The following is a 25,042-nucleotide window of genomic DNA, read 5'->3' on the forward strand; positions in this document are numbered from 1 at the left end:
TTTTTGTGCAACTCAACAAAGTTTGAGAAAAGAGTCTATGGATAAATAGGATAATAGTGAAGGCCTGCCGTTTCTTCGAGGCCAAATAGAAGATTCATATTCTGCACGGCCTGGCCTGCCGCGCCTTTTATCAGATTGTCGATCACGGAAACGATGGTGACTCTCCCAGTCCTTGAATCTGCTTTTATCGCAATATCACAGAAGTTGGTCCCGAATACTTCCTTCGTACCGGGATATTGGCCGATCGGCCGTATCCGTACAAACGGGCTGCCACTGTAAAAACGGCGGTATTCTTCATGGAGTTCACCGGTTGTTTTTTCCTTTTGAAGATCGCAATAGACTGTCGCCATGATGCCCCTGGTCATTGGAATGAGGTGCGTCGAAAAGGTGATCGGTCCTGTATCGGCGTCCCACCTCTTCAACTGCTGTTCGATTTCCGGGGTGTGCTGGTGTTCATGCACCTTGTATATCCGCAAATTTTCCTGGGTTTCTGAAAAGTGGCCGGATAAAGAGGGTTTCCTTCCCGCCCCTGAAAGACCGGTCTTGGCGTCGATGATGATGGAATCAGGCTTTATCAGCTTATTCTGTATCAGTGGAGCAAGAGCTAAAAGGGAAGCTGTCGGGAAACAGCCCGGGTTTGCTATCAGATCAGCTTCTTTAATCGCCACTTGATTGCATTCTGTCAGTCCGTATACCGCTTCTTTCAGGACCGCGGGATCTGCAGCCCCGCCTTTGTACCAGTCCTCATATTCCTTTGGATCCTGCAGCCTCAGGTCTCCGGAAAGGTCAATGACTTTCGCTTTCCCGTCCAGAAGCTTAGGTGTCATCTCTTTTGAAATCCCCGCGGGAACCGCCAGGAACACTGCATCGAGCTCTTTCATTTCATCAATCTGAATCTCCCGGATCCGACCATTTGTCAGCCCGGTCAGATGGGGATACTGCCCGGCATAGGAGTCTCCCTTTAAACTCGATGAATATAAAATACACTCAACAACCGCAGGATGATTTGACAGCAGGCGATGGAGTTCCACCCCTCCGTATCCGGTAGATCCGACAATTCCAACATTCATCAATCAATCACCACACTCAGTAGATTTAAATTAGGTCTAATTATATGACTGCATAAAAATAAAATCAATAGTATATTTATTAAAATTTAAACATCATTCTTTCTCCCTAAATAAAAAGCCCGTACCTCAGCGCTTTAAAGCACCGAGGGACGGGCGTTCATTTTTCAGCAAAGCTCTTTTCGCATACTTTGTTGCTTTACACACAAGAAAATACCGGAAATTGGGTATTTTCTGATGTCTGGCCACCTGTGGTTTAAACTTGAATTCGAAAAGAGCACGTCCTCAAGCAACATTCAGGCTGCTAGTCAATTTACGAAAAGCAACAATCTTTCAGAAAACAGCCTTCAGCAATTAAAACTGTTCTGCTTCGGTCGATCCTTTCAGGGCCGTCGTGGAGGAAGTACCCCCTGAGATCACCATGGATACCTCATCAAAATAGCCGGTTCCCACTTCGCGCTGATGCCTTGTTGCAGAATAGCCGTGCACCTCACTGGCGAATTCCGCTTCCTGCAGTTCGGAGTATGCGGCCATTCCACGGTCCTTATATCCCCTTGCCAGTTCGAACATACTGTGGTTCAATGCATGGAAGCCTGCAAGCGTGACAAATTGGAACTTATAACCCATCTTGCCCAGCTCGACTTGGAATTTCGCGATCGTTTCATCATCAAGCTTCTTCTTCCAGTTGAAAGATGGCGAGCAGTTATAAGCAAGCAGCTTACCGGGATGCTCTTTATGGATCGCTTCCGCAAATTGACGGGCTTCATCAAGGTTCGGCTCGGAAGTTTCACACCATACAAGGTCAGCGTACGGTGCATAGGCAAGACCCCTTGCGATTGCCTGATCGAGTCCTGCCTTCGTGCGGAAGAACCCTTCTGGTGTGCGTTCGCCGGTGATAAAAGGCGCATCATATGAATCGACGTCACTTGTGATCAAGTCCGCTGCGTTGGCATCCGTACGGGCAACGATCAGGGTCGGCGTTCCCATTACATCAGCCGCCAGACGGGCTGAGATCAAGTTCTTAACAGCCGTTTGAGTAGGAAGAAGCACTTTCCCGCCAAGGTGTCCGCATTTCTTCTCCGAGGAAAGCTGATCTTCAAAGTGAACAGCCGATGCACCGGACTCGATCATTCCTTTCATCAATTCAAACACATTCAGCTGTCCGCCGAATCCTGCTTCTGCGTCCGCCACAATCGGGACAAACCAGTCAATCGTTTCATCGCCTTCCACATAATGAACCTGGTCCGCACGCTGAAGGGCCTGGTTGATGCGCTTCACGACGGATGGTACAGAGTTCGCTGGATATAAGCTTTGATCAGGGTACATATGTCCTGATAGATTGGCGTCCGCCGCTACCTGCCAGCCGCTTAGGTAGATTGCCTTCAATCCTGCCCTTACCTGCTGGACGGCCTGATTTCCGGTTAAGGCACCGAGCGCATTGATATAGTCTTCTTCATGAAGCAAATCCCAAAGTTTCTCCGATCCCCGCTTAGCCAATGTATGCTCAATATCGATGGATCCCCTCAAACGGATGACGTCCTCTGCTGAAAACGGTCTGGAAACACCGCGCCATCTTTCATCCATTTCCCAGCTTTCCTGTAAAGTCATTGCTCGTTCATTCATACTGTTCTTTGTCATTGATCTCTCTCCCTTGTCATTTTTTAGAATCTTAAACATAATGGGTAAAACGTAAGTAAGTGTCAGCGGATGAATACAGATATTCTGCAGGTGTGGCGCATCTGAGTTGTGGGGAATGTCTTGGAGTGATGTCTATGATGGATGTAGGAACTGTATTCTTTTTGTTATAATACAGATTAATTAACATGTTTGTATTATATAACAGGTAGTTTTCAGATGGAACCTTTTTTTATGTATTTTTGTTCGACAAATTTTGCACAAAAAAAAGACCATGGAAACGGCCTTGATTTTAACGGGATTACGAAGCATCTAATCCCTCTTTTTCTTATGTTTTAATCTGTAAATGATATAGGCAATCAGGTTTGCAGGCAGGAATAATGGATTGATTTGTGTATTCTGATGAAGAAATGCCTCTCCGAAAGGCATCTCATCAAAAACCTCTCCCGCTTTGCGTTTATGCTTTTCCTTCTCTTCTTCCATCGCCTTGATATAGCGGTATTGAATGGGAATCATAACAATCGTAATGACAAACAGGGCAGATGCAACCAATAACCCGATGGAGTAAAAGTCATTCAATTAAATCCCTCCTTTATTTATCATACGTATGATTGATAAGCAGGTTTCATTTTTATTGAAGGCTGTTTTCTAAAAGATTGTTGCTCTGCGTAAATAGGCTTGCAGCCTGAATAGTGCATGTGGACGTGCTCTTTTCGAACTCAAGTTTAAACAACAGACTGACTAACAAGCCGAAAATACCCAAGTTCCGGTATTTTCTGGTGTGCAAAGCAACAAAATATGCGAAAAGAGCCTTATTGAAAAACGGAAGCCCACATAAATAAAACCGGCCTTGCCAATGACAGGACCGGTATTTCGATTATTCGTAAATATGAAGATACGTTTCCTTGCTCCCTTTTTTCTTCACGACGAGCGCCTCTGGGCCGTATGAAGAGTTGATAAGCAGTTCCACGTTCCAGCTTTCTGGAGTGTTCTTGCCGATCAAACTGGACAGATGGCGTGCAAACCCGATTGTTTCCGCTTTGCCATTATAGGTCAGCGCCACTTCCATATTCATGTCTGTGAGCTTCCCGCCTTGATACAGCGCTTCTCCCGTTACGCCGGTGAACACAGGGAAGTAGCCTTCGATTTCCTTCTTCAAATCCTGAAAAATCTTATTATCTTCCGGGTGATCTTCGGCTGCAACCGGTGAAGGGAAAATATAATAATCTTCATCGATCCCTTCCCAGTTCTGAATGGTATCGGTCCCGGGCTCCACAGTTGCATAGGCAAAGAATTGACCCGGAACAACCTGCTGCTTAGGAGCTTGTTTATATAAAGCGATCATGATGGGCACATTTTTAAGCTCATCTTTCTGCCTCATCCTTTTCATTACCTCGCCGGCCATCTTCGCCCCTTGTTCCTTCAGAACGTCATTGCTGATGTTCTTGACCATCCTCGTTCCGTTTGAGAGATTGGTTTCATAATTGACCGAATTCAACGAGAGGGCGATGACCACACCGCCGAGCCTGACTTTGTTGTCATCTTTCTTTTTCACCAAATAATTATGCTCCACGATATGCGCGAGATAAATCGGCGCGTCTTCCCCTTTGGCCTGCACAGGATTCAATCCCAGGTTCTCGCTTTCTTTCAGCCCTTTGTCGGCAAGCTGTTCACTCGTGAACTTACGCTGAAGCCAGCTGTCGACCATTTTCTTTGTCAGGAACTGTCCCTCTTTGAAGAAATATTGATCGGTTGAAAAACGGTTCTGGGCGACGCGCAGCAATCCATTTTCAATCTCATTAATATCATATCGGGAACCCAGATCATTGACGACTACACCGCGCGCCTTACTTGTGTCGTAGGGGAGCATCGTCTTATAATAATCGTTTGAAATTTGAAAGTTAGGAATGATCGCCTTTTTCGATTCACTGTCCTGATTCTCCTGAACGACTTGATCCTGTTTTTCAAACGTCGGCGCACAGCCGCCGAGTATCAACAGGGCGGCTAATACGGCCGATAGCCTTTTTTTCATTACGTCCTACACCTCTTATCGGTTAAGTTCTTCCATCAGCTTGTCCTCATCCCAAACTTCTATATCAAGCTCATTCGCCTTTTTAAGTTTCGATCCTGCATCTTCACCGGCAATGACAAGGTCCGTCTTCTTGCTCACGCTTCCTGTCACTTTACCTCCGAGCATTTCAATTTTCTCTTTTGCTTCATTCCGGCTCAGTTGTTCTATTTTCCCTGTCAATACAATGGTTTTCCCTGCAAAGTAAGAATCAGCTTCACTTGCCGAAACTGGCTTTGGACCTTTATATACCATGTTGACCCCGGCTTCCTTCAGCTCTTCGACCAGCTCTTTCACTTCATCGTTTTCAAAATACGCGACGATCGCATCGCCCATTTTCTCACCGATTTCGTTGATATTCGTCAGCTCTTCCTTAGAAACTGACATCAGCTTGTCCATTGAATCGAACTCTTGGGCAAGGGTCTTGGCCGCTTTGGCCCCTACATGTCGGATCCCGAGTCCGAAAAGCAGTTTCTCGAGGGAATTCGATTTTGAAGCTTCAATCGCCTGAAGGAGGTTATCGACGGACTTCTCACCCATCCTCTCAAGCTGAAGGAGCTGATCCCGTTCCAATTTGTACAGATCGGCCACATCCACGATTAACTGCTCACGGAACAGCTGACTGATGACTTTCTCACCAAGTCCGTCGATATTCATCGCATTTCTGGAAACAAAATGGATCAACCCTTCACGGATCTGGGCAGGACACTTCGGATTAATGCAGCGAAGCGCCACTTCCCCTTCCAGCCTGACAAGCTCGCTTTCACATTCCGGACAATGCGTCGGCATGCTGAATTCCTTCTCTTCACCTGTTCTCTGGTCCTCCAGCACGTTCACAACCTCAGGGATGATGTCCCCTGCTTTCTTAATGACAACATGATCCCCGATTTTGATATCCTTTTCCCTGATGAGATCTTCGTTATGCAGGGACGCCCGCTGAACGGTTGTACCTGCAACCCTCACCGGATCGAGGATGGCAGTCGGTGTAACCACGCCGGTCCGTCCGACACTCAGTTCGATGTGTTTTAAAATCGTGACCACTTCTTCAGCCGGGAATTTAAACGCGATTGCCCAGCGCGGACTTTTCGCCGTCGTGCCGAGGGCTTTCTGCTGGTCCAATGAATCAACCTTAATGACGATGCCGTCGATGTCATATGAAAGATCCGGACGTCTTTCAGTCCAGCTCTCCACATACTGAAGGACTTCCTCTATATCTGCACAGCGCTTTCGTTCCGGATTCGTTTTGAACCCGAGGTGGTCCAGCCGGTTGAGACCTTCGCTGTGAGAGTCTATACCTGTATCCCCGATGTCTGCCAGGGCATACAGGAAAATATCCAGATTTCGGGATGCAGCAATTTTGGGGTCTAGCTGACGCAGTGATCCCGCCGCTGCATTCCGCGGATTCGCAAAGGGTTCTTCTCCCTTTTCCTCTTTCACTTTATTCAACGCTTCGAAAGACCGCTTCGGCATGAAAGCTTCACCGCGTACTTCAAACGAAAGGGGTTCCTTGATTTTCAATGGAATTGAACGGATCGTCTTCAGGTTGGCTGTGATATCCTCCCCTATCGATCCGTCCCCGCGTGTCGCACCCTGCACGAATGCCCCGTTTTCATAACGGAGGGACACGGCCAGGCCGTCGATCTTGAGTTCACATACATACGAGAAATCATCCCCGACAGCCTGGCGTACGCGGCGGTCGAAATCACGGAGATCCTGTTCATTGAAGGCATTCCCCAGACTGAGCATCTGACTGCGGTGTTCCACTTTCTCAAATGCATCGAGAATCGTCCCCCCGACCCTTTGGGAAGGGGAATCTGCCGTTCTCAATTCAGGGAACTGATCCTCGAGTTCGATCAGTTCCCTCAGCAGCTGGTCATATTCGGAATCGGGCACCGATGGTTTATCGAGGACATGGTATTCGTAATTGTATTGATTTAAAAGTTCGTGCAGTTCGTGCACGCGTTTTTCAGCCGATTGTCGGTCCATTCTAACAACCCTTTCATGCTAATCTTTCACGCTTATTGAACAAGCGTTTAACTTCATGAACGTTGATTTAACGATGTTTTTGGATGTTGATCAAACGTTTGTTTAATTCTACTGCAACTAAATGCCGCTGTTGATTTCCGGTGCAAGACTTCGCTTTCCGCGGGCGGCCGGTGAGCCTCCTCGTCGCTGCGCTTCTGCGGGGTCTCACCTGTCTCGCTTTTCCCGCAGGAGTCTTCGTCTTGCCCCTCCAATCAACAGCTGGATTTTCCTCAAATCTTCATCTTCACCTATTATCCAAAGCTCGTAATTTCCTCAACCTCATTATCACAAAAACTAAACCCGCCGATCATGCTTTTTGGATAGGGGCAAATTTGGCCAGAAGGCGTTTGATGCCTGTCGGGCTTGGGAAAGCGATGTCGAGTTCGACGCTGTCGCCTGAGCCTTTTACGCTTACGACGGTGCCTGTGCCCCATTTTTTGTGGGACGCCTTGTCGCCTACCTGCCAGGAGACTGCTTCTCCGCCGGTTGTCTTCTGTACAACCGGTCGTGTGACTGGCTTCCTTGGTGCAGGACGGGACGGAGATCCTCCTGCCGTTCTGCCAAACGGTGACGAGAACGGGCCTTTACTCTTGCTTTCGGCCATGACGTCATCCAGCAGGTCTGCCGGGATTTCACTGATGAACCTCGATACAGGATTCATTTTCGTCTGCCCGAACAGGGTCCTCATCTGTGCATTTGTCATATAAAGCTCTTCTTCTGCACGAGTGATCCCAACATAGGCAAGCCTCCGCTCTTCCTCCATTTCGTCTTCTTCCATGAGGGAACGGCTGTGAGGGAATACACCTTCCTCCATTCCCATTAGGAATACTACAGGGAATTCAAGCCCTTTCGCAGCATGAAGGGTCATCAGGATGACTGAATCCTTCGGCTGATCATCTTCATCCAACTTATCGATGTCGGCAACGAGGGCAAGGTCTGTCAAGAACGCCACAAGGCTCTTATCGTCGTTAGACTGTTCGAAGCTTTTTGTAACGGACAGGAACTCGTCCAGGTTTTCCAGTCTGCTCTGGGATTCAATCGATTTTTCCGCTTTCAGCATATCGGTGTAGCCTGATTTCTCAAGGATTTCTTCTACAAGCTCTGTTACCGATAAGTACTCCTGCATTCCAGTATAGCCTTTGACCATTTCTTTAAATTCAATCACAGCTTTTGTGATCTTCGGGCTCAACCCGATAAAATCAGCTTCCTCAAGCGCAGAAAACATCGAAATGTCATGATCCGCTGCGTAACGTGCGATCTTATCGACTGAGGTCGCCCCGACTCCGCGTTTTGGTACATTGATTACACGCTGAAGGCTGATATCATCATCAGGATTGGCAATCAAACGAAGATAAGCCAGGATATCCTTGATCTCTTTTCTGTCGTAGAACTTGATGCCGCCCACAATGCTGTATTCAATATTCGATTTGAGCAGGACTTCCTCCATAACACGCGACTGGGCATTTGTACGATACAGGATGGCAAAGTCAGAGTATTTACGTTTTCCGCTATCCACCATCTCCTTGATCTTTCCTGTAACGAACTGCGCTTCTGTCTGCTCGGAATCCGCCCTGTAATAAGAAATCTTTTCTCCGTCGTGATTCTCCGTCCAGAGATTCTTCGGCTTACGGTTCGAATTCTTCTGGATTACTTCATTTGCCGCCTGCAGGATACGCTTGGTGGACCGATAATTCTGTTCAAGTAAAATGACGTTCGCGCGCGGATAATCCTTTTCAAACGAGAGGATATTGGCAATATCCGCTCCTCGCCAGCGGTAGATCGATTGATCCGAATCCCCTACGACGCACAGATTCTGAAAGCGTGAAGCCATTAATTTCACGAGCATATATTGCGCCTTGTTCGTATCCTGATACTCATCCACGTGGATGTACTGGAATTTACGCTGATAGAATTCCAGCACTTCCGGAACCCTTTGGAACAAGTGGATCGTCGTCATGATCAGGTCATCGAAGTCGAGTGCCTGATTCTTGCGGAGACGCTTCTGATATTCTGTGTAAACATCCGATACCACCTGGTCATAGTAGCCTCCAGCTGTTTTGGAGAACTCTTCCGGAGTGATCAGTTCATTCTTCGCGGAACTGATGGACCCGAGGATGGAACGGGCATCGAATTTCTTCGGATCGATATTTTTATCTTTCAGGATGGATTTGATCACGGACTGCTGATCCGTCGAATCCAGTATCGTGAAATTCCTGTTCATCCCGATGCGGTCGATGTCCCGGCGCAAAATCCGCACACACATACTGTGGAATGTTGAAATCCAGATGTTCTCGGATGCTCCGCCCAGGATATTATTGATACGATCCTTCATCTCCCTGGCTGCTTTATTCGTAAACGTGATCGCCAGTATGTTGTAAGGATTCACTCCTTTTTCCACCATTAGATACGCAATCCTGTGCGTCAGCACTCTTGTCTTACCTGACCCCGCACCTGCCATGATCAATAAGGGACCCTCTGTCGCCTTCACCGCTTCCGCCTGCTGCGGATTCATTCCGTTCAATAACCGATCAGTCAAAAATTGCATAACATTCTCACCACCATAACGAACATTTGTTCTGTATTTGTCTTCCATTATATCTTAAGGAGGGCTGAACCTCCAGCACGAATCTATCCTTTTACAGCCTTAACTGTTTTTAAAGCCGCCTTTAAATCTTCATATACAATATTTCCAACGACGACCACGTCTGATACCCCAGCCATTTCCCGGGCCTGTTCAGTGGTCTTGATGCCGCCGCCATAGAAAAGTGTCGTATTTTCAAGTGAATCTTTTACTTCTCTTACAATATCAATATCACCGTATGTACCGCTGTACTCCAGATAGAAAATCGGCAGGTTGAACATCTTTTCCGCCATCATCGCATACGCAGCGGCATCCTCGCCTGAGAGTTCCGTATTGGCTTCCGTCACCTTTGCTGCTTTGCAGTCACTGTTCAAGATACAATACCCTTCAACAAGGATTTCATCCCAGTTCATGATCTCCCCGTATTCCTTCACCGCCTGATGATGAAGGCCGGTGACCCAGTCAACATTCGGGCTGTTCATCACCATCGGGATAAAATACAAATCAAATCCCGGGGTGATCGACTCCAAATTGGAAACCTCCAGGATACACGGCACTGTATAGCGGCGCACCCGCGCCATCAAATCGAGGACATTCTCGAGAGTTACACCGTCCGTTCCCCCTACAATGATGGCATCCGTTCCTGACTCGCATACAGCCTCCAGCTCATCATCATCTATATGTTTATCGGGATCCAGCTTAAACGCATGTCTCCACTTTTGAACATCATACATCGATTGTTCCTCCATTCATACATCCATCTAACGTATTATATCATGTGCAGAAGGGAGTCGCATTACCTCGTCTTTTGTTAAAAAATGAAATTGGGACGTGTTCCCCGCTGGAGGCATTTTTGTGTTTGCTGGGTTGTAACGGGGCAAGTGGTGCAGGCGTGGGGGTGGAGCGGCTTACGAATGGTGTGCGGCATACGCAGGGTGTGCTGCTTAATTAGAATGATTCTTGTAAAATCATAAGTTTGGAAAATGGATCATAAATCTCTGAAATGGATCATATTTTCCCAGAATGGAACATAAGTTTCCGGAATGGATCATAAATACACTCAGGCAGGCAATGATTACCTAGTTGACGGACTGTTTATGTAAATCCGAACCACTTCCTCACCAAATTACATAAAATTCATTAAAACAGCCCATCCCCACCTTCAAACTTAGCAAAGAATGAGCCATATACCCAAAAAACCCCCTCCTCAACCAAAGGACAGCCCCAAAGCCGCCTCCCTCTCCAATCGCACAAGCATCACCAAATACAGCCCCTCTGCCAACCAAAAAACAAAAAAACCGCTATCCAATTAAGATAACGGTTCCTCTACTATTCTTCTGCTTTTTCATGCACGCGGTCGAGCACAAGCTGATACGCGTCGTTGCCGTAGTTCAGGCAGCGCTTCACCCGGGAGATGGTGGCTGTGCTTGCTCCCGTCTCGGTTTCAATCTTATGATACGTCTTGCCTTCTTGAAGCATGCGGGCCACTTCAAGTCTTTGCGCAAGGGATTGAATTTCATTGATCGTGCACAAATCATCAAAGAATCGATAGCATTCTTCCATATCCTGCAGGGAAAGAATCGCGTTAAAAAGCTGGTCCAGTTCTTTCCCTCTAAGTTTGTTTATTTGCATATATAATCTCCTTTTCCTTCTCTATTGTTGATACGATACAGATCCTGACAAGCCTGGAGAGTCCGGGATGATATTGATCCAGGTTGCACCTTTTCTGAGCGGAACCTGCTTTCCGTCTTCATATGGGAGAATCCTGCCGTCCGTGTTTTCCCATTTGACCTCACGAAGTTTTCCATCCTGCAAGAGGTAGGCGTTTCCGCCGGATTCCAGGTCGATATCCCTTCTGCCTGCACTGTCAATGATCTTATGCGGTGCTTCGGCAATCAGGATATTCTCAAGCAGGACCGGATCTTCGGTTTCGTAGTCAACCGTCTGTTCCCCGTTGGAATATCGTTCATATTTGCCTTCGTCCCTATTGTATTCATAGACGACATCAAACAGCGGATTATTAAAATAGGAAATCATGACCGATTCCGCTTCTTTTCCATCCACTGCTGCATCTTTTGAAGCAAAACGCAGCGGCTCAGGGGGATTCTCCATTGAAAAGCCGTTTTCATTTGCCCCTTTTTGAATATTTTCAAAAGAAATATACGAATTATGAGGCGCCTTCCGGAAATCTGCCCGCTTGAATAGCGTCCCATCGTACCTGATGCCGTTCAAGTGATCGATTTCACCGCTTTCAAGCATCGCTTTTGCGTCTGGACTGTAGCCATGGGCAATATATAGGCTATCGTACCCCTTTGCAAGGTCGATATAATAGTCCCTTGCGCTCCGCACCGGCCCGACCTTATCGGGCTGCCTGCTTTGAAAGATGGCAAGGAATCTAGTCACATCCCCTTCTGCCAATACTTCATACACAATATCCGCTTTGGAAAGGCCGGATTGCGGCCTTGCTTTCGGATGATTATTCACCATGACAGCGACCGCGCGATCGGTCGATTCTTCCTTCATTTCTTCACCGGTAAGCGGTGACTGAAATTTCATCACGTTCTCGACGTCTTCATTCGCCACGGGCGCAGCTTCTTCTTTTGCAGGTTTCTTTCCTGCTTCTTTATCTGAACTGCATGCTGCAAGGGTCAGAGCACTTAACAAGATAATAAGTGGCTTTTTCAGCATAAAATTGTAACACCCCTAATGTTGTCTCTATACTTTCATATTTTAACGCATTATCGTTGGAAAGAGTACCGTTTTCTTCATTACATCATAGATTCCTTTTTGCGTCACCCGTATATAAGGCAAATGTGTCGACTGCAAAAAGAGCAGCGTGTAAATCGGATCGGCAAATTTATAGCCCCGTTCTGAGAGCAGCGTCTTCATGATTTTCTCTTCTTCAATCAGCTCCGGTATCTCTTTTTTGGAAAGAAGGCCGCTGAGCGGAAGCGGGATTTCGTGAAGCACTTCTCCGTTTTCCGTCAGGACGATCCCTCCTCCTATTTCTTTCATCCGGTTGAAAGCTGCGATCATATCCGGTTTGCTTTTCCCGATCAGGATGATATCCCCCGTATTGGAGTAGGAAGACGCAAATCCCTTCACCCCGTTGGAGAATCCTTTCAGCATGGTGCTGATCCTCCACTTCCCTTTTCGGTCTAGGAGCATCAGGAAAGACTGGTCATGATCCGGAGCCAGTTCATCTGTCGACGGATTGATATTGATCGAATACGGCTTGGTGATCACATCGTTTACCATTTCAATGCCAAATGGCATGGAGAACTGAAGATCATCATAAGTTACATCCCAGTCCAGTGAGAGAGGGGTGAAGCCATGTTCCTCCCATGGAATCTCCTGATCATGTTCGACCGGCATCGTATCTTTCAGCACCCATTTCCCTTTTGACAGGACAGAAACAGGTGTAGGATCCTCTTTTCTGCTGAGGAAGTTGATATTGGCAACCCTGCCTGTCGCAATCATTCCATGCAGGTGTGTCAGATTATAGTAGTTGGCCGCATTATAACTTGCCATGTTGTAAGCTTCAATCGGGGAAATCCCCTTATCGATGATCATTTTAAGCAATACGTTCAAGACTCCCTCTTCATGAAAAGCCGGTGTCGACCCGTCTGTTGTAAGAAGGATGGAATCGAAATTTTCGATTCCCTTTTCCTTGAGGCCGTCGAGCAGAACCGGGAGATCCGGGCGTATCGATGAGTGACGGAGCGTCACCGTCAAACCCTGGATCAATCTTTTGTAGACGTCTTCCCCTGTCATCGCTTCGTGGTCGCCGTCGATTCCGAGAAGCTTGAGCTTGGCGATCGTTTTGTCAGAAGAACCGGGAAGATGTCCCTCGACGATTTTCCCCATCCTCTTGGCTTCCTGCATCCAGTGAAGAAGCAGATCGTCCCCTTCCAAAAGGCGCGGCCACGCAGTCAGCTCCCCGCCCTGGACGACCGAATCATGCTCAAGCCATGATTTTACCTCTCCGTTTGAAAAGGTTGTGGCTTCATCGGCCATTTCGGTCTGGGAATCAAAGCGTGTCCACCAGTACATCGAGTACGGCAGCTTATTGAATTCCTTCAATAAAGAAAACGCTTTCTTTTTTTCCAACTGTAAAAACATCATGAGGTTATCATTTACAAATGCAGTTGTACCTGTTTGGGATGCATACTTGGAAAAAGATTGGGGATTATAAAGCTGAAACGGATGTACATGCGGTTCTATATATCCGGGCACCAGGTATTGTGAATCACAATCCACGACTTCACATTCCCCCAGCTGGTCCGGGAGTCTGTCACCGGTATAGACGATGCGGTCTTCGTACACCCATATATGTCCCTGCACCCATTTCTTCAATGTGGAGTGCAGGTATGTTGCATTTTTCAAAAGGATAGTCGGAGATCGCTCCCCGTCGAGAACCTGTACGTGTTCCCGCAGTTGTTTATTCTTCCATCTGTAGCGCTGTTCCAAGGCGAACACTCCTCTGGTGGAATGGTATTGAATGTCTGTTTTATTTATCTCATTTCTTTAACATGTATGCTGGCTGAAAGGTTGATAAAACCTTCACATAGCTCCTTTCGCCCAAAAAGAAAGGGCTTTCATTTATGTTAACATATTTTGTATTTTAACGCATTAAAGGTTTACAACAATTATGTGAATTTTCAAATCAAGGAGGAGTTTACAAATGAAAGTATCATCAAATATCGGGATTATCAATGCATTGATCCGAATCACGCTTGGGCTAACGATTCTGACATGGACAACAGCCAAGCTCGTCAAGCGCCCCTGGAGAGACTCTTATCTCGTATTAGCCATGGTCGGAGCCATGAAAGTGGGCGAAGGAATCCTGCGCTACTGCCCTGTCACCGACCTTTTTGAAAAGAGGGGCGAAAGCGGCAGTGAGAACAAGTCCAAAGGAATGGGAAGTAAAGCGATGGACATGTTCAATGTTAAAGATATGCTGAAATCTGACAAAAAGAATAACGGGAATCAGAATTTCAGCGGAAGTGAGGTTCAAAAACACGAGCCGAACATGTCAAAGAAAGATGCCGATTTCAACCCCGAGGACCTGACCAATAAAGAAGTCCAGGACGCGCTGAACGGCGGACTCGGTAAATCATCCGATAAAACGGACAACTTCGATAACCAAGGCTTCACTCAAATCTAATCAAAGAGGGACGGGCCTTTATCCCGGTAAAGGCCCGTCCCTCGTCACATTAACGTATTAAATTTTCATTAAAGGAGATGCTTGTTATGTTCTGGGAGTATTTGACCGATATGTCTTATGTGCTTTTTTCACTGATCGGCGGAATCATCGCAATTGCTTACGTGTATATCCGCAGAACTAGGAAGAGACGTGTCCGATAGCCTTCTTCCCGATGTCTTTTCTGTAAAATAGACCTCTCCACCGGATTGTGTCCAATTTTCCATACACAGAATCATAAGCCGCTTCGACACTTCCGGCTTCAGCTGCGATCAACAGGACCCGGCCTCCGTCCGTCACCAGTTCCCCTTCTTCATTGCGGGCTGTCCCTGCATGGAAGACGAGTGCATCTTCTTTAAGACCCTGCAGCTCAGGCAGGCTGACGCCTTTTTGATATCCCTCCGGATAACCGTCTGAAGCCAGCACCACACCAAGCACCGCTTCTTCCTTCCACTCGAGGCTGATTTCTTTTCCATCAAGCAGATCTCTGATGACCAGCCCAAAATCTGATTTCATCCGCGGCAGGACGACCTGTGTTTCCGGATCCCCAAAGCGCGCATTGAATTCAATCACTTTCGGACCTTCTGCTGTCAGCATGAGCCCTGCATATAGAATACCCGTAAACGGGCGGCCTTCCTTCACCATCGCTTCTGCTGTCGGTAACAGGACCGTCGACACGGCTTCTTTCACCATCTCTTCAGGAATATGCGGCACAGGTGAGTATGCACCCATCCCGCCGGTGTTCGGACCCAGATCGCCATCAAACGCACGCTTATGATCCTGCGCGATCACCATCGGATACACGTTCTCACCCTGTACGAATGCCATCAAGGAAAACTCTTCCCCTACAAGACATTCTTCAATCACCACTTTCACCGATGCATCCCCGAATTTTTTATCGAGTAGCATTTCCTCCAGCGCCAGAAGTGCCTCTTCCTCCGTCTGTGCCACAACCACACCTTTACCGGCTGCAAGCCCGTCTGCCTTGATCACAATCGGTGCCCCGGCTTTTTTGATATAGGCCGACGCAGCTTCAATGTCCGTGAAAACTTCATATGATGCGGTCGGTATATTGTACTTCTTCATCAGTTCCTTCGAGAAGGACTTGCTGCCCTCTATGATTGCCGCGCTTTTAGAAGGACCGAATATCTTGAGCCCCTCGGCCTGGAACTCATCGACGATCCCATCCAGCAAAGGATTCTCAGGCCCGACGAACGTGAAATCTATATCCTTTTCTTTCGCAAACGAAATAAGTGCTGCAAAATCGGTTTCCTGGACAGGGATGCATTCAGCAACCTCCGCCATGCCCGGATTACCCGGTGCACAAAAAACTTGTGAAACACTTTCGCTCTCATCAAGTTTCCGGGCGATCGCATGCTCCCGGCCGCCTCGTCCAATCAAAAGTATCCTCATAGAAAAGCCTCCTTATAATGAGTGACCCCCTCCTAGATTATTGAATGAGAGAGGGGGTGGAATGGTTGTCTTCTTTTATGGTGGGCTGTTTTGTTGGGTTTGTGTACCTGGTACAAGTTGAAGTTTGTGTACCTGGTACAAACCATGGGCTTTGTACCAGGTACAACACCTGATCAGATGGGTGCGTTCATTGGGGTGCCTATTTGGGGTGCCAGGCTCAAATCGGTTAAATTGAGCCTGGCTCAATACACTCAATCTGAGCCTGGCTCAAACTACACCTTTTGTGCCTGGAACAACCCCCCCGAATCGTGCCTGACACAAAACACTCAATTTGTTCCTGGCACCAAACAGGCAAATCGTGCCTGGCACAAAAACCCCAATCCGTGCCTGGCACCAACTAACCAACCTCAAAACCCTAATGCTTAAAATGACGAACCCCGGTAAACACCATCGTAATCCCGTATTCATCCGCTTTTCTGATCGAATCCTCATCACGGATCGATCCGCCCGGCTGGATGATGGCTGTGACGCCGGCTTTAGCTGCGGCTTCGACGGTGTCGTCCATCGGGAAGAAGGCGTCTGATGCCATGCTTGAACCTGCTGCGCGTCCGCCTGCCTGTTCGATCGCGATCTTGGCTGCTCCGACGCGGTTCATCTGTCCTGCTCCGACACCGATGGTCATCTGCGAATCAGTCAGGACGATGGCGTTTGATTTCACGTGTTTGACAACCTTCCAGCCAAGTTTCATGGCTGCCCATTCTTCTTCCGTCGGCTCACGCTTGGTGACGACTCTTACATCGGCATCATCCAGGGTGAAGGTATCATCCGATTGGACGAGAAGGCCTCCTTCGACTGTGGTGATCTTTTCTTCTAATTTGTTCAGTGATTCAAATGGCACCGTCAACAGACGGATATTCTTTTTACCGGAAAGGATCTCGAATGCTTCATCGGTGAATGATGGAGCAATGACGATCTCCAGGAAAATTTCATGAAGCTGTTTTGCCGTATCTTCGTCAACCACGCGGTTCAATGCGACGATGCCGCCGAAGATGGAAGTTGAATCGGCTTCATAAGCCTTTGTGAACGCTTCGCTGATTGTTTCACCCACTCCGACTCCGCACGGGTTCATGTGCTTGACTGCGACTGCCGCCGGCTCAGTGAATTCCTTGACAATCTGCAGGGCTGCGTTGGCATCATTGATATTATTGTAGGAAAGTTCTTTCCCATGCAGCTGCCTCGCCATTGCTACGGAAAATTCAGAACCAAGCGGTGCGCGGTAGAAAGATGCCTTCTGGTGAGGGTTTTCACCGTAGCGCAGATTTTGTTTGAGCTCATAGGTCATGGTCAGGCGCTCTGGATTTTTCTCTCCTGATACTTCTGTCATATAACCGGCGATATGCGCATCATATGCTGCCGTGTGACGGAATACTTTCGCAGCAAGCTTGCGGCGGTTCTCATGGGAAACCTCTCCGTTCAGCTTCAGCTCTGCAATCACCTGATCATAGTCGAGTGCGTCCACGACTACGGTCACATAAGCATGGTTCTTGGCTGCTGCACGAAGCATCGTCGGTCCGCCTATATCGATATTTTCAATCGCGTCGTCAACACTTACATTCGGCTTGGCGATTGTCTGCTGAAATGGGTAGAGATTTACACAGACAAGGTCGATGCCTTCGATTCCCTGCTCCTCGAGCTGCAGGCGGTGCGATTCTTCGCCGCGTTTTGCAAGAAGTCCTCCGTGGATTGAGGGGTGAAGAGTTTTTACGCGGCCTTCAAGGATTTCCGGGAAGCCTGTGACTTCCTCGACGCCTTTCACTTCCAGGCCGTTTTCGGAAAGCAGTTTCTTCGTCCCGCCTGTTGAAAGGATTTCATATCCCAACTGGATTAGTTCCTGAGTGAATTCCACGATTCCGCTTTTATCTGAAACACTGATCAACGCTCTTTTTTTCATATGGCTCCTCCTCTGACTGATCACTATTTAATTGCCTTGTTAAAAGGCCCGTCCTCCATCACTTTACCACACTACCATAATAAAGCAACATGCTCTTCATGCAATTTCAGTACCCTGTTGTAAGGAAGAGGTGGTTGAGGGTCACCGGGTATAGGTGGTGTTCGACATGCTGGATTTTTTCCTGAAGGGAATCCCGTGTTTCCCCTATGGAAATGCGGACGATTTCCTGTTCGATGATTTCACCTGTATCCATCCCTGCATCCACATAATGTACCGTTACCCCGGTGATTTTCACTCCGGCTTCGAGTGCCTGGCCGACGGCGTCTTTCCCCGGAAACGCAGGCAGGAGCGACGGATGGATATTGACGATCCTGCCTCCGTAGCTTTCAAGCAGGGTTGGGCCGATCAGCCTCATATAGCCTGCCAGCACAATGAAATCCACTCCGGCAGCTTCGAGATGCCGCTGGATTTCCCTTTCGAATGCTTGCTTGTTTTCATAGTCTTTTGCACGGAATACGAAAGCAGGGATTCCGGCCGACTGTGCCCTGTGGATGACAAAGGCACCCGGCTGGTCACATACCAGCAGACCGATGTTCGCCTTCAGCGTACCGGCTTGAACGGCATCCACGATGGCTTGAAAATTACTCCCGCTTCCTGAAGCAAAAATGGCAATCTGTCTCATGACTAAGCCTCCATTACTGACTCGGTTTTTGTACGAATTGTACTCCTTCTTTGGTTGAAACCTTACCGATGATGCAGGCTTCCTCTCCCTGTCCTTTCAGGAAATCGACGATATCTGCGGCGTCATCCTCTTCGACTGAAAGCACAAATCCGATCCCCATATTGAAGATGTTGTACATCTCTTCATGAGGGATCCCTCCGTACTGTTTAAGCGCCGTGAAGATGTCAGGCACATCCCAGCTGCCTTCCGTGATCTCGGCTCCGAGTCCTTCAGGCATCATCCGCGGGATGTTCTCGATGAATCCGCCCCCGGTGATATGGGACATCCCATTGATGCGGTATCGTTTCAAAGCGGCCAGCACCGGTTTTACATAAATCCTCGTCGGTGCAAGCAATGCTTCCCTTAGTGTGGTGTTTAATCCCGGCAATGATTCTTCCAAAGAGAAAGGATGATCTTCAAAGAAGACCTTTCGCACTAAAGAGTATCCATTACTGTGTATACCACTTGAACCCAGTCCGATTAACACATTTCCTTCAGAAATGTTCTCTCCTGTTACAATTTCTTTCTTTTCACAAGCACCAACGGCAAAACCGGCGATATCATATTCTTCGTCTGTATACATCCCCGGCATTTCGGCTGTTTCGCCGCCGATCAGCGCACATCCCGCCATTTCACATCCGTCCGCAATTCCTTTTACAATACCTTCTATCTTTTCCGGATGAGCCTTTCCGGTCGCTATATAATCTAAGAAATAAAGCGGCTCCGCTCCTTGTACGACAATATCATTCACGCACATCGCGACACAGTCGATGCCGATCGTATCGTGCTTGTCAGCCATGAACGCAAGCTTGAGCTTCGTCCCGACGCCGTCCGTCCCGGACACGAGGACCGGTTCCTTTAAACCAAGCTGTGACAGGTCAAACATACCGCCGAAGCTCCCCAGCTGACCGAGTACTCCTTCGCGTGCGGTACGTTTCACATGCTTCTTGATCCGTTCGACCGATTCATATCCTGCTTCTATATCTACGCCTGCCTGGCGGTACGCATTTGCCATCTCGATCTCCCCCTATTTCACTAGCTCTTTTTCATGCGGATGAAGCGTATCCGGGTAGATTTCCGTCGGATACTTCCCGGTGAAGCAGGCAAGGCACTGCCCGCAGTTAGGGGAAGAATCATCGCGCCCGATCGCTTTCAATACACCGTCCGTACTGAGGAATGTCAGCGAATCCGCCCCGATGATCTGACGCATTTCTTCCACTGAATTAGAAGACGCAATCAGTTCTTCATGAGTCGATGTATCAATTCCGTAGTAACACGGATTTTTAATAGGAGGGGAACTGATGCAGACATGTACTTCTTTCGCTCCCGCTTCCTTCAGCATACTGACGATCCGCCTGCTGGTCGTCCCGCGTACGATGGAATCATCCACCATGACGACGCGCTTTCCTTCCACGACCCCTCTTACCGGTGAAAGCTTCATCTTCACACCCTGTTCACGGAGTGACTGGGACGGCTGGATGAATGTACGCCCGACATAGCGGTTTTTAATGAGTCCCATTTCATACGGGATCCCAGATGCTTCCGCGTAGCCGATCGCACTTGAAATACTTGAGTCAGGCACCCCGGTCACGACATCCGCTTCGATCGGTGATTCATATGCAAGCTCCATTCCCATCCGTTTGCGGGCTGAATGGACATTGATGCCCTGGATATTGCTGTCCGGTCTTGAAAAATACACATATTCCATCGTGCACATCGCATTTCCATTCGAAAAACTGAAGCGTTCAGAAGTGATCCCATCATCATTGATGATCAGGAGTTCACCAGGCTCGATGTCCCGTACGAATTCAGCTCCGACGATATCGAAGGCACAGGTTTCAGAAGCCACGCAGTAAGCGTCGCCAATTTTTGCAAGTGAGAGCGGGCGGAGCCCATGAGGATCAAGGGCCACCATCATCTCCGTTTCTGTCATGACCAGAAACGCATAGGCACCTTTCAGCATCGTCAATGCATTCTTCACCCGGTCCTTCAACTGTGCATATCCGCTTCTTTTTATCAAATGAGCGAGGACTTCTGTGTCCGACGTTGTTTGAAAAATACTCCCCTGCCCCTCAAGCTGATGCTTCAGGGCATTTGCATTGACCAGGTTCCCGTTATGGGCAAGCGCAAGCCCGCCGCTCTGCGAGTTGAAAAGGAGAGGCTGGACATTTTCGTAGCCTCCGCCCCCTGCGGTCGCATAGCGGACGTGCCCGATCGCTCCGTCACCCGTTAGTTTCTCGATCGAACCTTCCTGGAACACTTCGGTTACGAGGCCTTCCCCTTTATGACCGCGAAGCGTCTCGCCGTCCGATACGATGATCCCGGTTCCTTCCTGTCCGCGGTGCTGCAGGCTGTGAAGGCCGTAGTACGTAATTTGGGCGGCATTCGGATGTCCCCATATCCCGAACACCCCGCATTCTTCGTTTAAACCTTTGATTTCAGCAGGCATGGAATCGCTCCTCTCCAGGCTGATTCAAGTTCCCCGACAGCCGCTTGTACAAGGATTTCTCCTTTGCGTGATGCAATCGTGACTTCCCCGTCTTTCTTGACGGCGCCGACTGCTTTTGCTTCCCCTACGAGTTTTTCAAACTCATCGCGATTCTCCGGCTTCACCGTCACTAGGAAGCGTGATTGCGTTTCACTGAATAAATCCGTCACATGACATTCCCCGTCAACAAATATTTCTGCTCCAAGGCCTTCTGTACCGAACGTCGATTCTGCAAGCGCAACAGCAAGTCCGCCTTCCGCGAGATCATGGGCCGATGCGACCAAACCTTTTTGGATGGCTTCGAGCAGCTGCATCTGACGGCGGAGCTCAACTTTCAAATCAATGGTTGGCGCCTGTCCGAAAATCTTTCTTTCCGTCAGCTTCTGCAGTTCGCTTCCGCCGAATTCCGCTTGTGTTTCACCGATGACATAGATCAAGTCGCCAGCTTCCTTAAAGCTTTGGGTCGTAACATGATCAAGGTCTTCAACCAGTCCGACCATCCCGACAACAGGCGTCGGATAAACGGCTGTGCCCATTGATTCGTTATATAGGGACACATTCCCGCCGATGACCGGTGTGGACAGCTCACGGCATGCTTCGCTCATCCCATCCACGGATTTCTCGATCTGCCAGAAGATTTCAGGCTTCTCAGGATTTCCGAAATTCAGGCAGTCGGTGATTGCAAGCGGGATTCCGCCCGAGCACACGATATTGCGGGCCGCCTCTGCAACCGCAATTTTACCCCCGACTTCTGGATCCAAATAAAGATAACGGGAGTTGCAATCCGTCGTCATGGCCAGCGCTTTTCTCGTCCCTCGCACCCGGACAACCGCTGCATCCGATCCAGGGGTGACGACCGTGCTTGTTCTGACCTGATGATCGTATTGATCATAGACCCATTCCTTACTCGCGATCGTCGGCTGTTTCAATAATGAGATCAGCGTTTCTTTATAGTCATCCACCTGAGGTACCGGCGTTTCCATTGCCTGGAATTCTTTATAGTAAGCCGCTTCCTCGGAAGGCTTATGGTAAACAGGCGCTTCTTCCGCAAGGGCATCGACCGGAACATCCGCTGCCACTTCTCCTTTATGAAGGAGTCGGAGACGCTTGTCATCCGTCACTTTCCCGATTGAAACAGCTTCGAGGTCATATTTTGAAAACAGATCGACAATCTCCTGCTCGCGGCCTTTTTCCACGACGATCAGCATGCGTTCCTGTGATTCCGAGAGCATCATTTCATAAGCCGTCATCCCTCTTTCACGCTGAGGGACAAGGTCCAGATTCATTTCGATCCCAGATCCGGCCTTGGAGGCCATTTCCGCAGACGAGCTGGTCAATCCGGCCGCACCCATATCCTGAATACCGACGAGCGCATCGTTTTGAACGAGCTCGAGACATGCTTCCAAAAGGAGCTTCTCCATGAAAGGATCTCCAACCTGGACTGCAGGACGTTTTTCCTCGGATCCTTCATTCAATTCCTCTGACGCGAATGTCGCGCCGTGGATTCCGTCACGTCCGGTTTTCGCCCCGACATACATGACCGTGTTACCAACACCGTGCGCCTGGCCTTTTTTGATATCCTTATGATCGATCAATCCGACACACATCGCGTTGACGAGCGGGTTGCCTTCATACGATGAGTCGAATTGGACTTCCCCTCCGACCGTCGGTATGCCGATGCAGTTGCCGTAGCCTGCGATCCCTGCGACTACTTCTTTAAATAGATACTGAACACGAGGAGAATCCAGCTCTCCAAAGCGTAAAGAGTTGAGGAGGGCAATGGGTCTCGCTCCCATTGAGAATACATCCCGTATAATGCCGCCGACACCCGTCGCCGCCCCTTGATAAGGTTCAATCGCTGAAGGGTGGTTGTGACTTTCGATTTTGAACACCACTGCCTGATCATCGCCGATATCAACAATCCCAGCTCCTTCCCCGGGTCCCTGCAGAACACGCTCGCCAGTCACCGGGAACTTCTTCAGGACTGGCTTTGAATTTTTATAGCTGCAGTGTTCCGACCACATGACCGAGAATAGACCGGTCTCCGTGTAGTTCGGTGTTCTTCCCAGGATGTTTTCCACCATTGAAAATTCTTCGTCCGTTAAGCCCATTTCACGATAAAGCTGTTCTTCTTTCACCTTTGATGGGGTTGGTTCAAGCATTAACGACATGTTTTTCCCTCCAGTGTTTGACAATCGATTGAAAGAGTTTCTTCCCGTCTTCACTACCTAATAAAGTGTCCATCGCCCGTTCAGGGTGAGGCATCATGCCAAGGACATTCCCGTTCTCATTCGTGACCCCCGCGATATCCGCCACACTCCCGTTCGGATTCCCGCCGCTGTAGGTGAACACAATCTGGTTGTTCTCCTGCAGTCTTTGGAGCGTCTCTTCGTCACAAAAGTAATTGCCTTCTCCGTGAGCGATCGGGATGTGAATCTCCGTCCCTTTTTCATAGCTATTCGTAAACATCGTTTCATTGTTCTCAACCGTTAACGGAACCGTCTTGCAGATGAACTTCAGGCTGTCATTCCGGCGCATCGCCCCCGGAAGAAGGCCCGTTTCCAGGAGGATCTGGAATCCGTTGCACACACCCAGTACCGGTTTCCCCTGCTGGGCAGCCTTCACGACTTCCTTCATCACATTTGAAAAGCGCGCGATCGCCCCTGAGCGCAGGTAATCCCCGTATGAGAATCCTCCCGGCAAAAGAATAGCATCATAGTTTTCCAGAGAAAGATCATCATGCCAGACGTAATCGACTTCTTCCCCAATCTCATCCTTGATTGCATGGTACATATCAATGTCACAGTTGGATCCCGGAAATACAATCACCGCAAATTTCATTGAGCCACACTCTCCTCGATTTCGTATCGATAATCCTCGATCACAGGGTTTGCCAGCAGACGGTGGCACATCTCTTCAACAGCCGCTTCGACATTTTCCACCGTCGACGGAAGGGTAAGCTCCATATACTTTCCGACGCGTACATCTTCAACCGCCTTGAACTCCATTGAATGCAGCGCCTGTTTAACCGCGCTCCCCTGCGGATCCAATACGCTTTCTCTTAACGTGATGTAAACTTTTACTTTGTACATAGACCTTTTCCCCCTAAACGTTCTAGTATAATTGAATAGACTTCTGTTAAACTGCCCAACTCTCTTCTGAACACATCTTTATCAAGCTTTTGCTTCGTCTCCCGATCCCACAGGCGGCATGTATCCGGGGAAATTTCATCGCCGAGCAGGATCTTCCCGCTGCCGTCTTTCCCGAACTCAAGCTTGAAATCCACAAGCAGCACTCCCGCTTCTTTAAAAACCCCTTGAAGGACTTCATTGACATTTAGGGCCATTTCCCTTAACTGCAGCCGTTCTTCCTTTGTTGCGATTTCTAGATAGTCAATGTGATCATCCGTGATCAGCGGGTCGCCGAGGTCATCATTTTTATAATAAAATTCGATGATCGGCTTCGGCATTTCAGTCCCCTCTTCAATGCCAAGGCGCTTGGATAGACTACCGGCGATCACATTCCGCACGACCACTTCCAGCGGAATGATGTCGACCCGTTTCACGAGCTGCTCATGATCTGACAGCTGCTTGATGAAATGACTCTCGACCCCTTGTTCGGCAAGCTTTGAAAATAGCAGACTCGAAATCTTATTATTTAAAACCCCTTTGCCATCGATGTCCGCTTTCTTCTCCCCGTTAAAAGCAGTGGCTGAATCCTTGTATCGGATCCAGACGACCTCTTCATCGTTCGTGGAAAAAATTTGTTTTGCTTTTCCTTCATATAAAAGCGTCCTTTTTTCCATCTAAAATCCCCCTGTAATTTCAATATTGGCAATCTTCAGTCTATATTTGGATAAAAAAAGGGAGGGATCCTTTTAAAAACCCCTG

The 25,042-nt window shown here is 48.5% G+C and carries 21 protein-coding genes; 2 read left to right on the plus strand and 19 right to left on the minus strand.

From position 1 onward, the window contains the following. Positions 1–35: 35 nt before the first annotated feature. From argC to AS034_RS15085, 10 genes are all read right to left on the minus strand, one after another. The gene (gene argC / locus AS034_RS15040; RefSeq protein ID WP_058299110.1) at positions 36–1,070 is read right to left on the minus strand and encodes an N-acetyl-gamma-glutamyl-phosphate reductase; all 1,035 of its coding nucleotides are present in this window, start codon (positions 1,068–1,070) and stop codon (positions 36–38) included. A gap of 351 nt (positions 1,071–1,421) precedes the next feature. Continuing rightward, positions 1,422–2,705 (minus strand): isocitrate lyase, encoded by a 1,284-nt coding sequence (gene aceA, locus AS034_RS15045; RefSeq protein ID WP_244888169.1) that lies wholly within the window; start codon positions 2,703–2,705, stop codon positions 1,422–1,424. A gap of 309 nt (positions 2,706–3,014) precedes the next feature. Next, positions 3,015–3,281 (minus strand): DUF3949 domain-containing protein, encoded by a 267-nt coding sequence (locus AS034_RS15050; RefSeq protein ID WP_052011227.1) that lies wholly within the window; start codon positions 3,279–3,281, stop codon positions 3,015–3,017. A 298-nt stretch (positions 3,282–3,579) separates the two neighbouring features. Beyond that, positions 3,580–4,734, minus strand: a complete 1,155-nt coding sequence (locus AS034_RS15055) for a CamS family sex pheromone protein (protein ID WP_032085456.1) — start codon at positions 4,732–4,734, stop codon at positions 3,580–3,582. 15 nt (positions 4,735–4,749) lie between these two features. Beyond that, positions 4,750–6,756, minus strand: a complete 2,007-nt coding sequence (gene ligA / locus AS034_RS15060) for an NAD-dependent DNA ligase LigA (RefSeq protein WP_058299111.1) — start codon at positions 6,754–6,756, stop codon at positions 4,750–4,752. 346 nt (positions 6,757–7,102) lie between these two features. Further along, positions 7,103–9,340: a DNA helicase PcrA gene (pcrA, locus tag AS034_RS15065; protein ID WP_032085454.1), complete on the minus strand. Its 2,238-nt coding sequence runs from the start codon at positions 9,338–9,340 to the stop codon at positions 7,103–7,105. An 83-nt stretch (positions 9,341–9,423) separates the two neighbouring features. Continuing rightward, positions 9,424–10,110, minus strand: coding sequence for a heptaprenylglyceryl phosphate synthase (gene pcrB, locus AS034_RS15070; RefSeq protein ID WP_058299112.1), 687 nt, complete (start codon positions 10,108–10,110; stop codon positions 9,424–9,426). A 595-nt stretch (positions 10,111–10,705) separates the two neighbouring features. Further along, the gene (locus AS034_RS15075; RefSeq protein WP_032085452.1) at positions 10,706–11,008 is read right to left on the minus strand and encodes a YerC/YecD family TrpR-related protein; all 303 of its coding nucleotides are present in this window, start codon (positions 11,006–11,008) and stop codon (positions 10,706–10,708) included. 21 nt (positions 11,009–11,029) lie between these two features. Next, the gene (locus AS034_RS15080; protein ID WP_058299113.1) at positions 11,030–12,064 is read right to left on the minus strand and encodes a DUF3048 domain-containing protein; all 1,035 of its coding nucleotides are present in this window, start codon (positions 12,062–12,064) and stop codon (positions 11,030–11,032) included. Positions 12,065–12,106: 42 nt separating this feature from the next. Beyond that, positions 12,107–13,846, minus strand: coding sequence for an adenine deaminase C-terminal domain-containing protein (locus tag AS034_RS15085; RefSeq protein ID WP_058299114.1), 1,740 nt, complete (start codon positions 13,844–13,846; stop codon positions 12,107–12,109). Between the two features lie 214 nt (positions 13,847–14,060). On the opposite strand from AS034_RS15085, the gene AS034_RS22400 reads away from it, so the two are divergent. Both AS034_RS22400 and AS034_RS23425 read left to right on the plus strand, forming a co-directional pair. Then, on the plus strand, positions 14,061–14,543 hold the full coding sequence (locus AS034_RS22400; protein ID WP_082641707.1) for a YgaP family membrane protein: 483 nt from the start codon (positions 14,061–14,063) through the stop codon (positions 14,541–14,543). A 110-nt stretch (positions 14,544–14,653) separates the two neighbouring features. After that, complete coding sequence (locus tag AS034_RS23425; RefSeq protein WP_336433374.1) at positions 14,654–14,743, plus strand: EYxxD motif small membrane protein; 90 nt, start codon at positions 14,654–14,656, stop codon at positions 14,741–14,743. Here AS034_RS23425 and purD read toward each other — a convergent pair. The 9 genes from purD to purC form a co-directional block, all read right to left on the minus strand. Beyond that, complete coding sequence (purD, locus tag AS034_RS15095; RefSeq protein ID WP_058299115.1) at positions 14,721–15,992, minus strand: phosphoribosylamine--glycine ligase; 1,272 nt, start codon at positions 15,990–15,992, stop codon at positions 14,721–14,723. The genes AS034_RS23425 and purD overlap by 23 nt on opposite strands. 415 nt (positions 15,993–16,407) lie before the next feature. Further along, the gene (purH, locus tag AS034_RS15105; RefSeq protein WP_058299117.1) at positions 16,408–17,943 is read right to left on the minus strand and encodes a bifunctional phosphoribosylaminoimidazolecarboxamide formyltransferase/IMP cyclohydrolase; all 1,536 of its coding nucleotides are present in this window, start codon (positions 17,941–17,943) and stop codon (positions 16,408–16,410) included. A 106-nt stretch (positions 17,944–18,049) separates the two neighbouring features. Next, on the minus strand, positions 18,050–18,625 hold the full coding sequence (gene purN, locus AS034_RS15110; RefSeq protein ID WP_058299118.1) for a phosphoribosylglycinamide formyltransferase: 576 nt from the start codon (positions 18,623–18,625) through the stop codon (positions 18,050–18,052). A gap of 13 nt (positions 18,626–18,638) precedes the next feature. After that, entirely contained in the window at positions 18,639–19,679 is a 1,041-nt protein-coding gene (purM, locus tag AS034_RS15115; RefSeq protein ID WP_058299119.1) for a phosphoribosylformylglycinamidine cyclo-ligase, read from the minus strand. A gap of 12 nt (positions 19,680–19,691) precedes the next feature. Further along, positions 19,692–21,113, minus strand: coding sequence for an amidophosphoribosyltransferase (gene purF, locus AS034_RS15120; protein WP_058299120.1), 1,422 nt, complete (start codon positions 21,111–21,113; stop codon positions 19,692–19,694). After that, positions 21,089–23,323 carry a phosphoribosylformylglycinamidine synthase subunit PurL gene (purL, locus tag AS034_RS15125; RefSeq protein ID WP_058299121.1) on the minus strand — a complete coding sequence of 745 codons (2,235 nt, stop codon included), beginning with the start codon at positions 23,321–23,323 and terminating at the stop codon, positions 21,089–21,091. Before purL ends, purF begins: the two co-directional genes overlap by 25 nt. Beyond that, the gene (gene purQ / locus AS034_RS15130; RefSeq protein WP_032085444.1) at positions 23,307–23,993 is read right to left on the minus strand and encodes a phosphoribosylformylglycinamidine synthase subunit PurQ; all 687 of its coding nucleotides are present in this window, start codon (positions 23,991–23,993) and stop codon (positions 23,307–23,309) included. Before purQ ends, purL begins: the two co-directional genes overlap by 17 nt. After that, entirely contained in the window at positions 23,990–24,244 is a 255-nt protein-coding gene (gene purS, locus AS034_RS15135; RefSeq protein ID WP_032085443.1) for a phosphoribosylformylglycinamidine synthase subunit PurS, read from the minus strand. Before purS ends, purQ begins: the two co-directional genes overlap by 4 nt. Continuing rightward, positions 24,232–24,957: a phosphoribosylaminoimidazolesuccinocarboxamide synthase gene (gene purC, locus AS034_RS15140; RefSeq protein ID WP_058299122.1), complete on the minus strand. Its 726-nt coding sequence runs from the start codon at positions 24,955–24,957 to the stop codon at positions 24,232–24,234. Before purC ends, purS begins: the two co-directional genes overlap by 13 nt. Positions 24,958–25,042: the final 85 nt, after the last annotated feature.

Origin of the sequence: [Bacillus] enclensis, from assembly GCF_001456935.1 — a bacterium.
GTDB lineage: Bacteria > Bacillota > Bacilli > Bacillales > Bacillaceae_B > Rossellomorea > Rossellomorea enclensis.

Bases quoted from the DNA above. Each gene is read 5' to 3' on its own strand.
- purC (WP_058299122.1), bottom strand. From the start codon at position 24,957: ATGGAAAAAAGGACGCTTTTATATGAAGGAAAAGCAAAACAAATTTTT.
- argC (WP_058299110.1), bottom strand. From the start codon at position 1,070: ATGAATGTTGGAATTGTCGGATCTACCGGATACGGAGGGGTGGAACTC.
- purH (WP_058299117.1), bottom strand. From the start codon at position 17,943: ATGAAAAAAAGAGCGTTGATCAGTGTTTCAGATAAAAGCGGAATCGTG.
- purF (WP_058299120.1), bottom strand. From the start codon at position 21,113: ATGCCTGCTGAAATCAAAGGTTTAAACGAAGAATGCGGGGTGTTCGGG.
- purL (WP_058299121.1), bottom strand. From the start codon at position 23,323: ATGTCGTTAATGCTTGAACCAACCCCATCAAAGGTGAAAGAAGAACAG.
- pcrB (WP_058299112.1), bottom strand. From the start codon at position 10,110: ATGTATGATGTTCAAAAGTGGAGACATGCGTTTAAGCTGGATCCCGAT.
- AS034_RS15055 (WP_032085456.1), bottom strand. From the start codon at position 4,734: ATGAAAAAAAGGCTATCGGCCGTATTAGCCGCCCTGTTGATACTCGGC.
- AS034_RS23425 (WP_336433374.1), top strand. From the start codon at position 14,654: ATGTCTTATGTGCTTTTTTCACTGATCGGCGGAATCATCGCAATTGCT.
- purM (WP_058299119.1), bottom strand. From the start codon at position 19,679: ATGGCAAATGCGTACCGCCAGGCAGGCGTAGATATAGAAGCAGGATAT.
- purD (WP_058299115.1), bottom strand. From the start codon at position 15,992: ATGAGGATACTTTTGATTGGACGAGGCGGCCGGGAGCATGCGATCGCC.
- AS034_RS15080 (WP_058299113.1), bottom strand. From the start codon at position 12,064: ATGCTGAAAAAGCCACTTATTATCTTGTTAAGTGCTCTGACCCTTGCA.
- purS (WP_032085443.1), bottom strand. From the start codon at position 24,244: ATGTACAAAGTAAAAGTTTACATCACGTTAAGAGAAAGCGTATTGGAT.
- purN (WP_058299118.1), bottom strand. From the start codon at position 18,625: ATGAGACAGATTGCCATTTTTGCTTCAGGAAGCGGGAGTAATTTTCAA.
- aceA (WP_244888169.1), bottom strand. From the start codon at position 2,705: ATGACAAAGAACAGTATGAATGAACGAGCAATGACTTTACAGGAAAGC.
- AS034_RS15075 (WP_032085452.1), bottom strand. From the start codon at position 11,008: ATGCAAATAAACAAACTTAGAGGGAAAGAACTGGACCAGCTTTTTAAC.
- AS034_RS22400 (WP_082641707.1), top strand. From the start codon at position 14,061: ATGAAAGTATCATCAAATATCGGGATTATCAATGCATTGATCCGAATC.
- ligA (WP_058299111.1), bottom strand. From the start codon at position 6,756: ATGGACCGACAATCGGCTGAAAAACGCGTGCACGAACTGCACGAACTT.
- pcrA (WP_032085454.1), bottom strand. From the start codon at position 9,340: ATGCAATTTTTGACTGATCGGTTATTGAACGGAATGAATCCGCAGCAG.
- purQ (WP_032085444.1), bottom strand. From the start codon at position 23,993: ATGAAATTTGCGGTGATTGTATTTCCGGGATCCAACTGTGACATTGAT.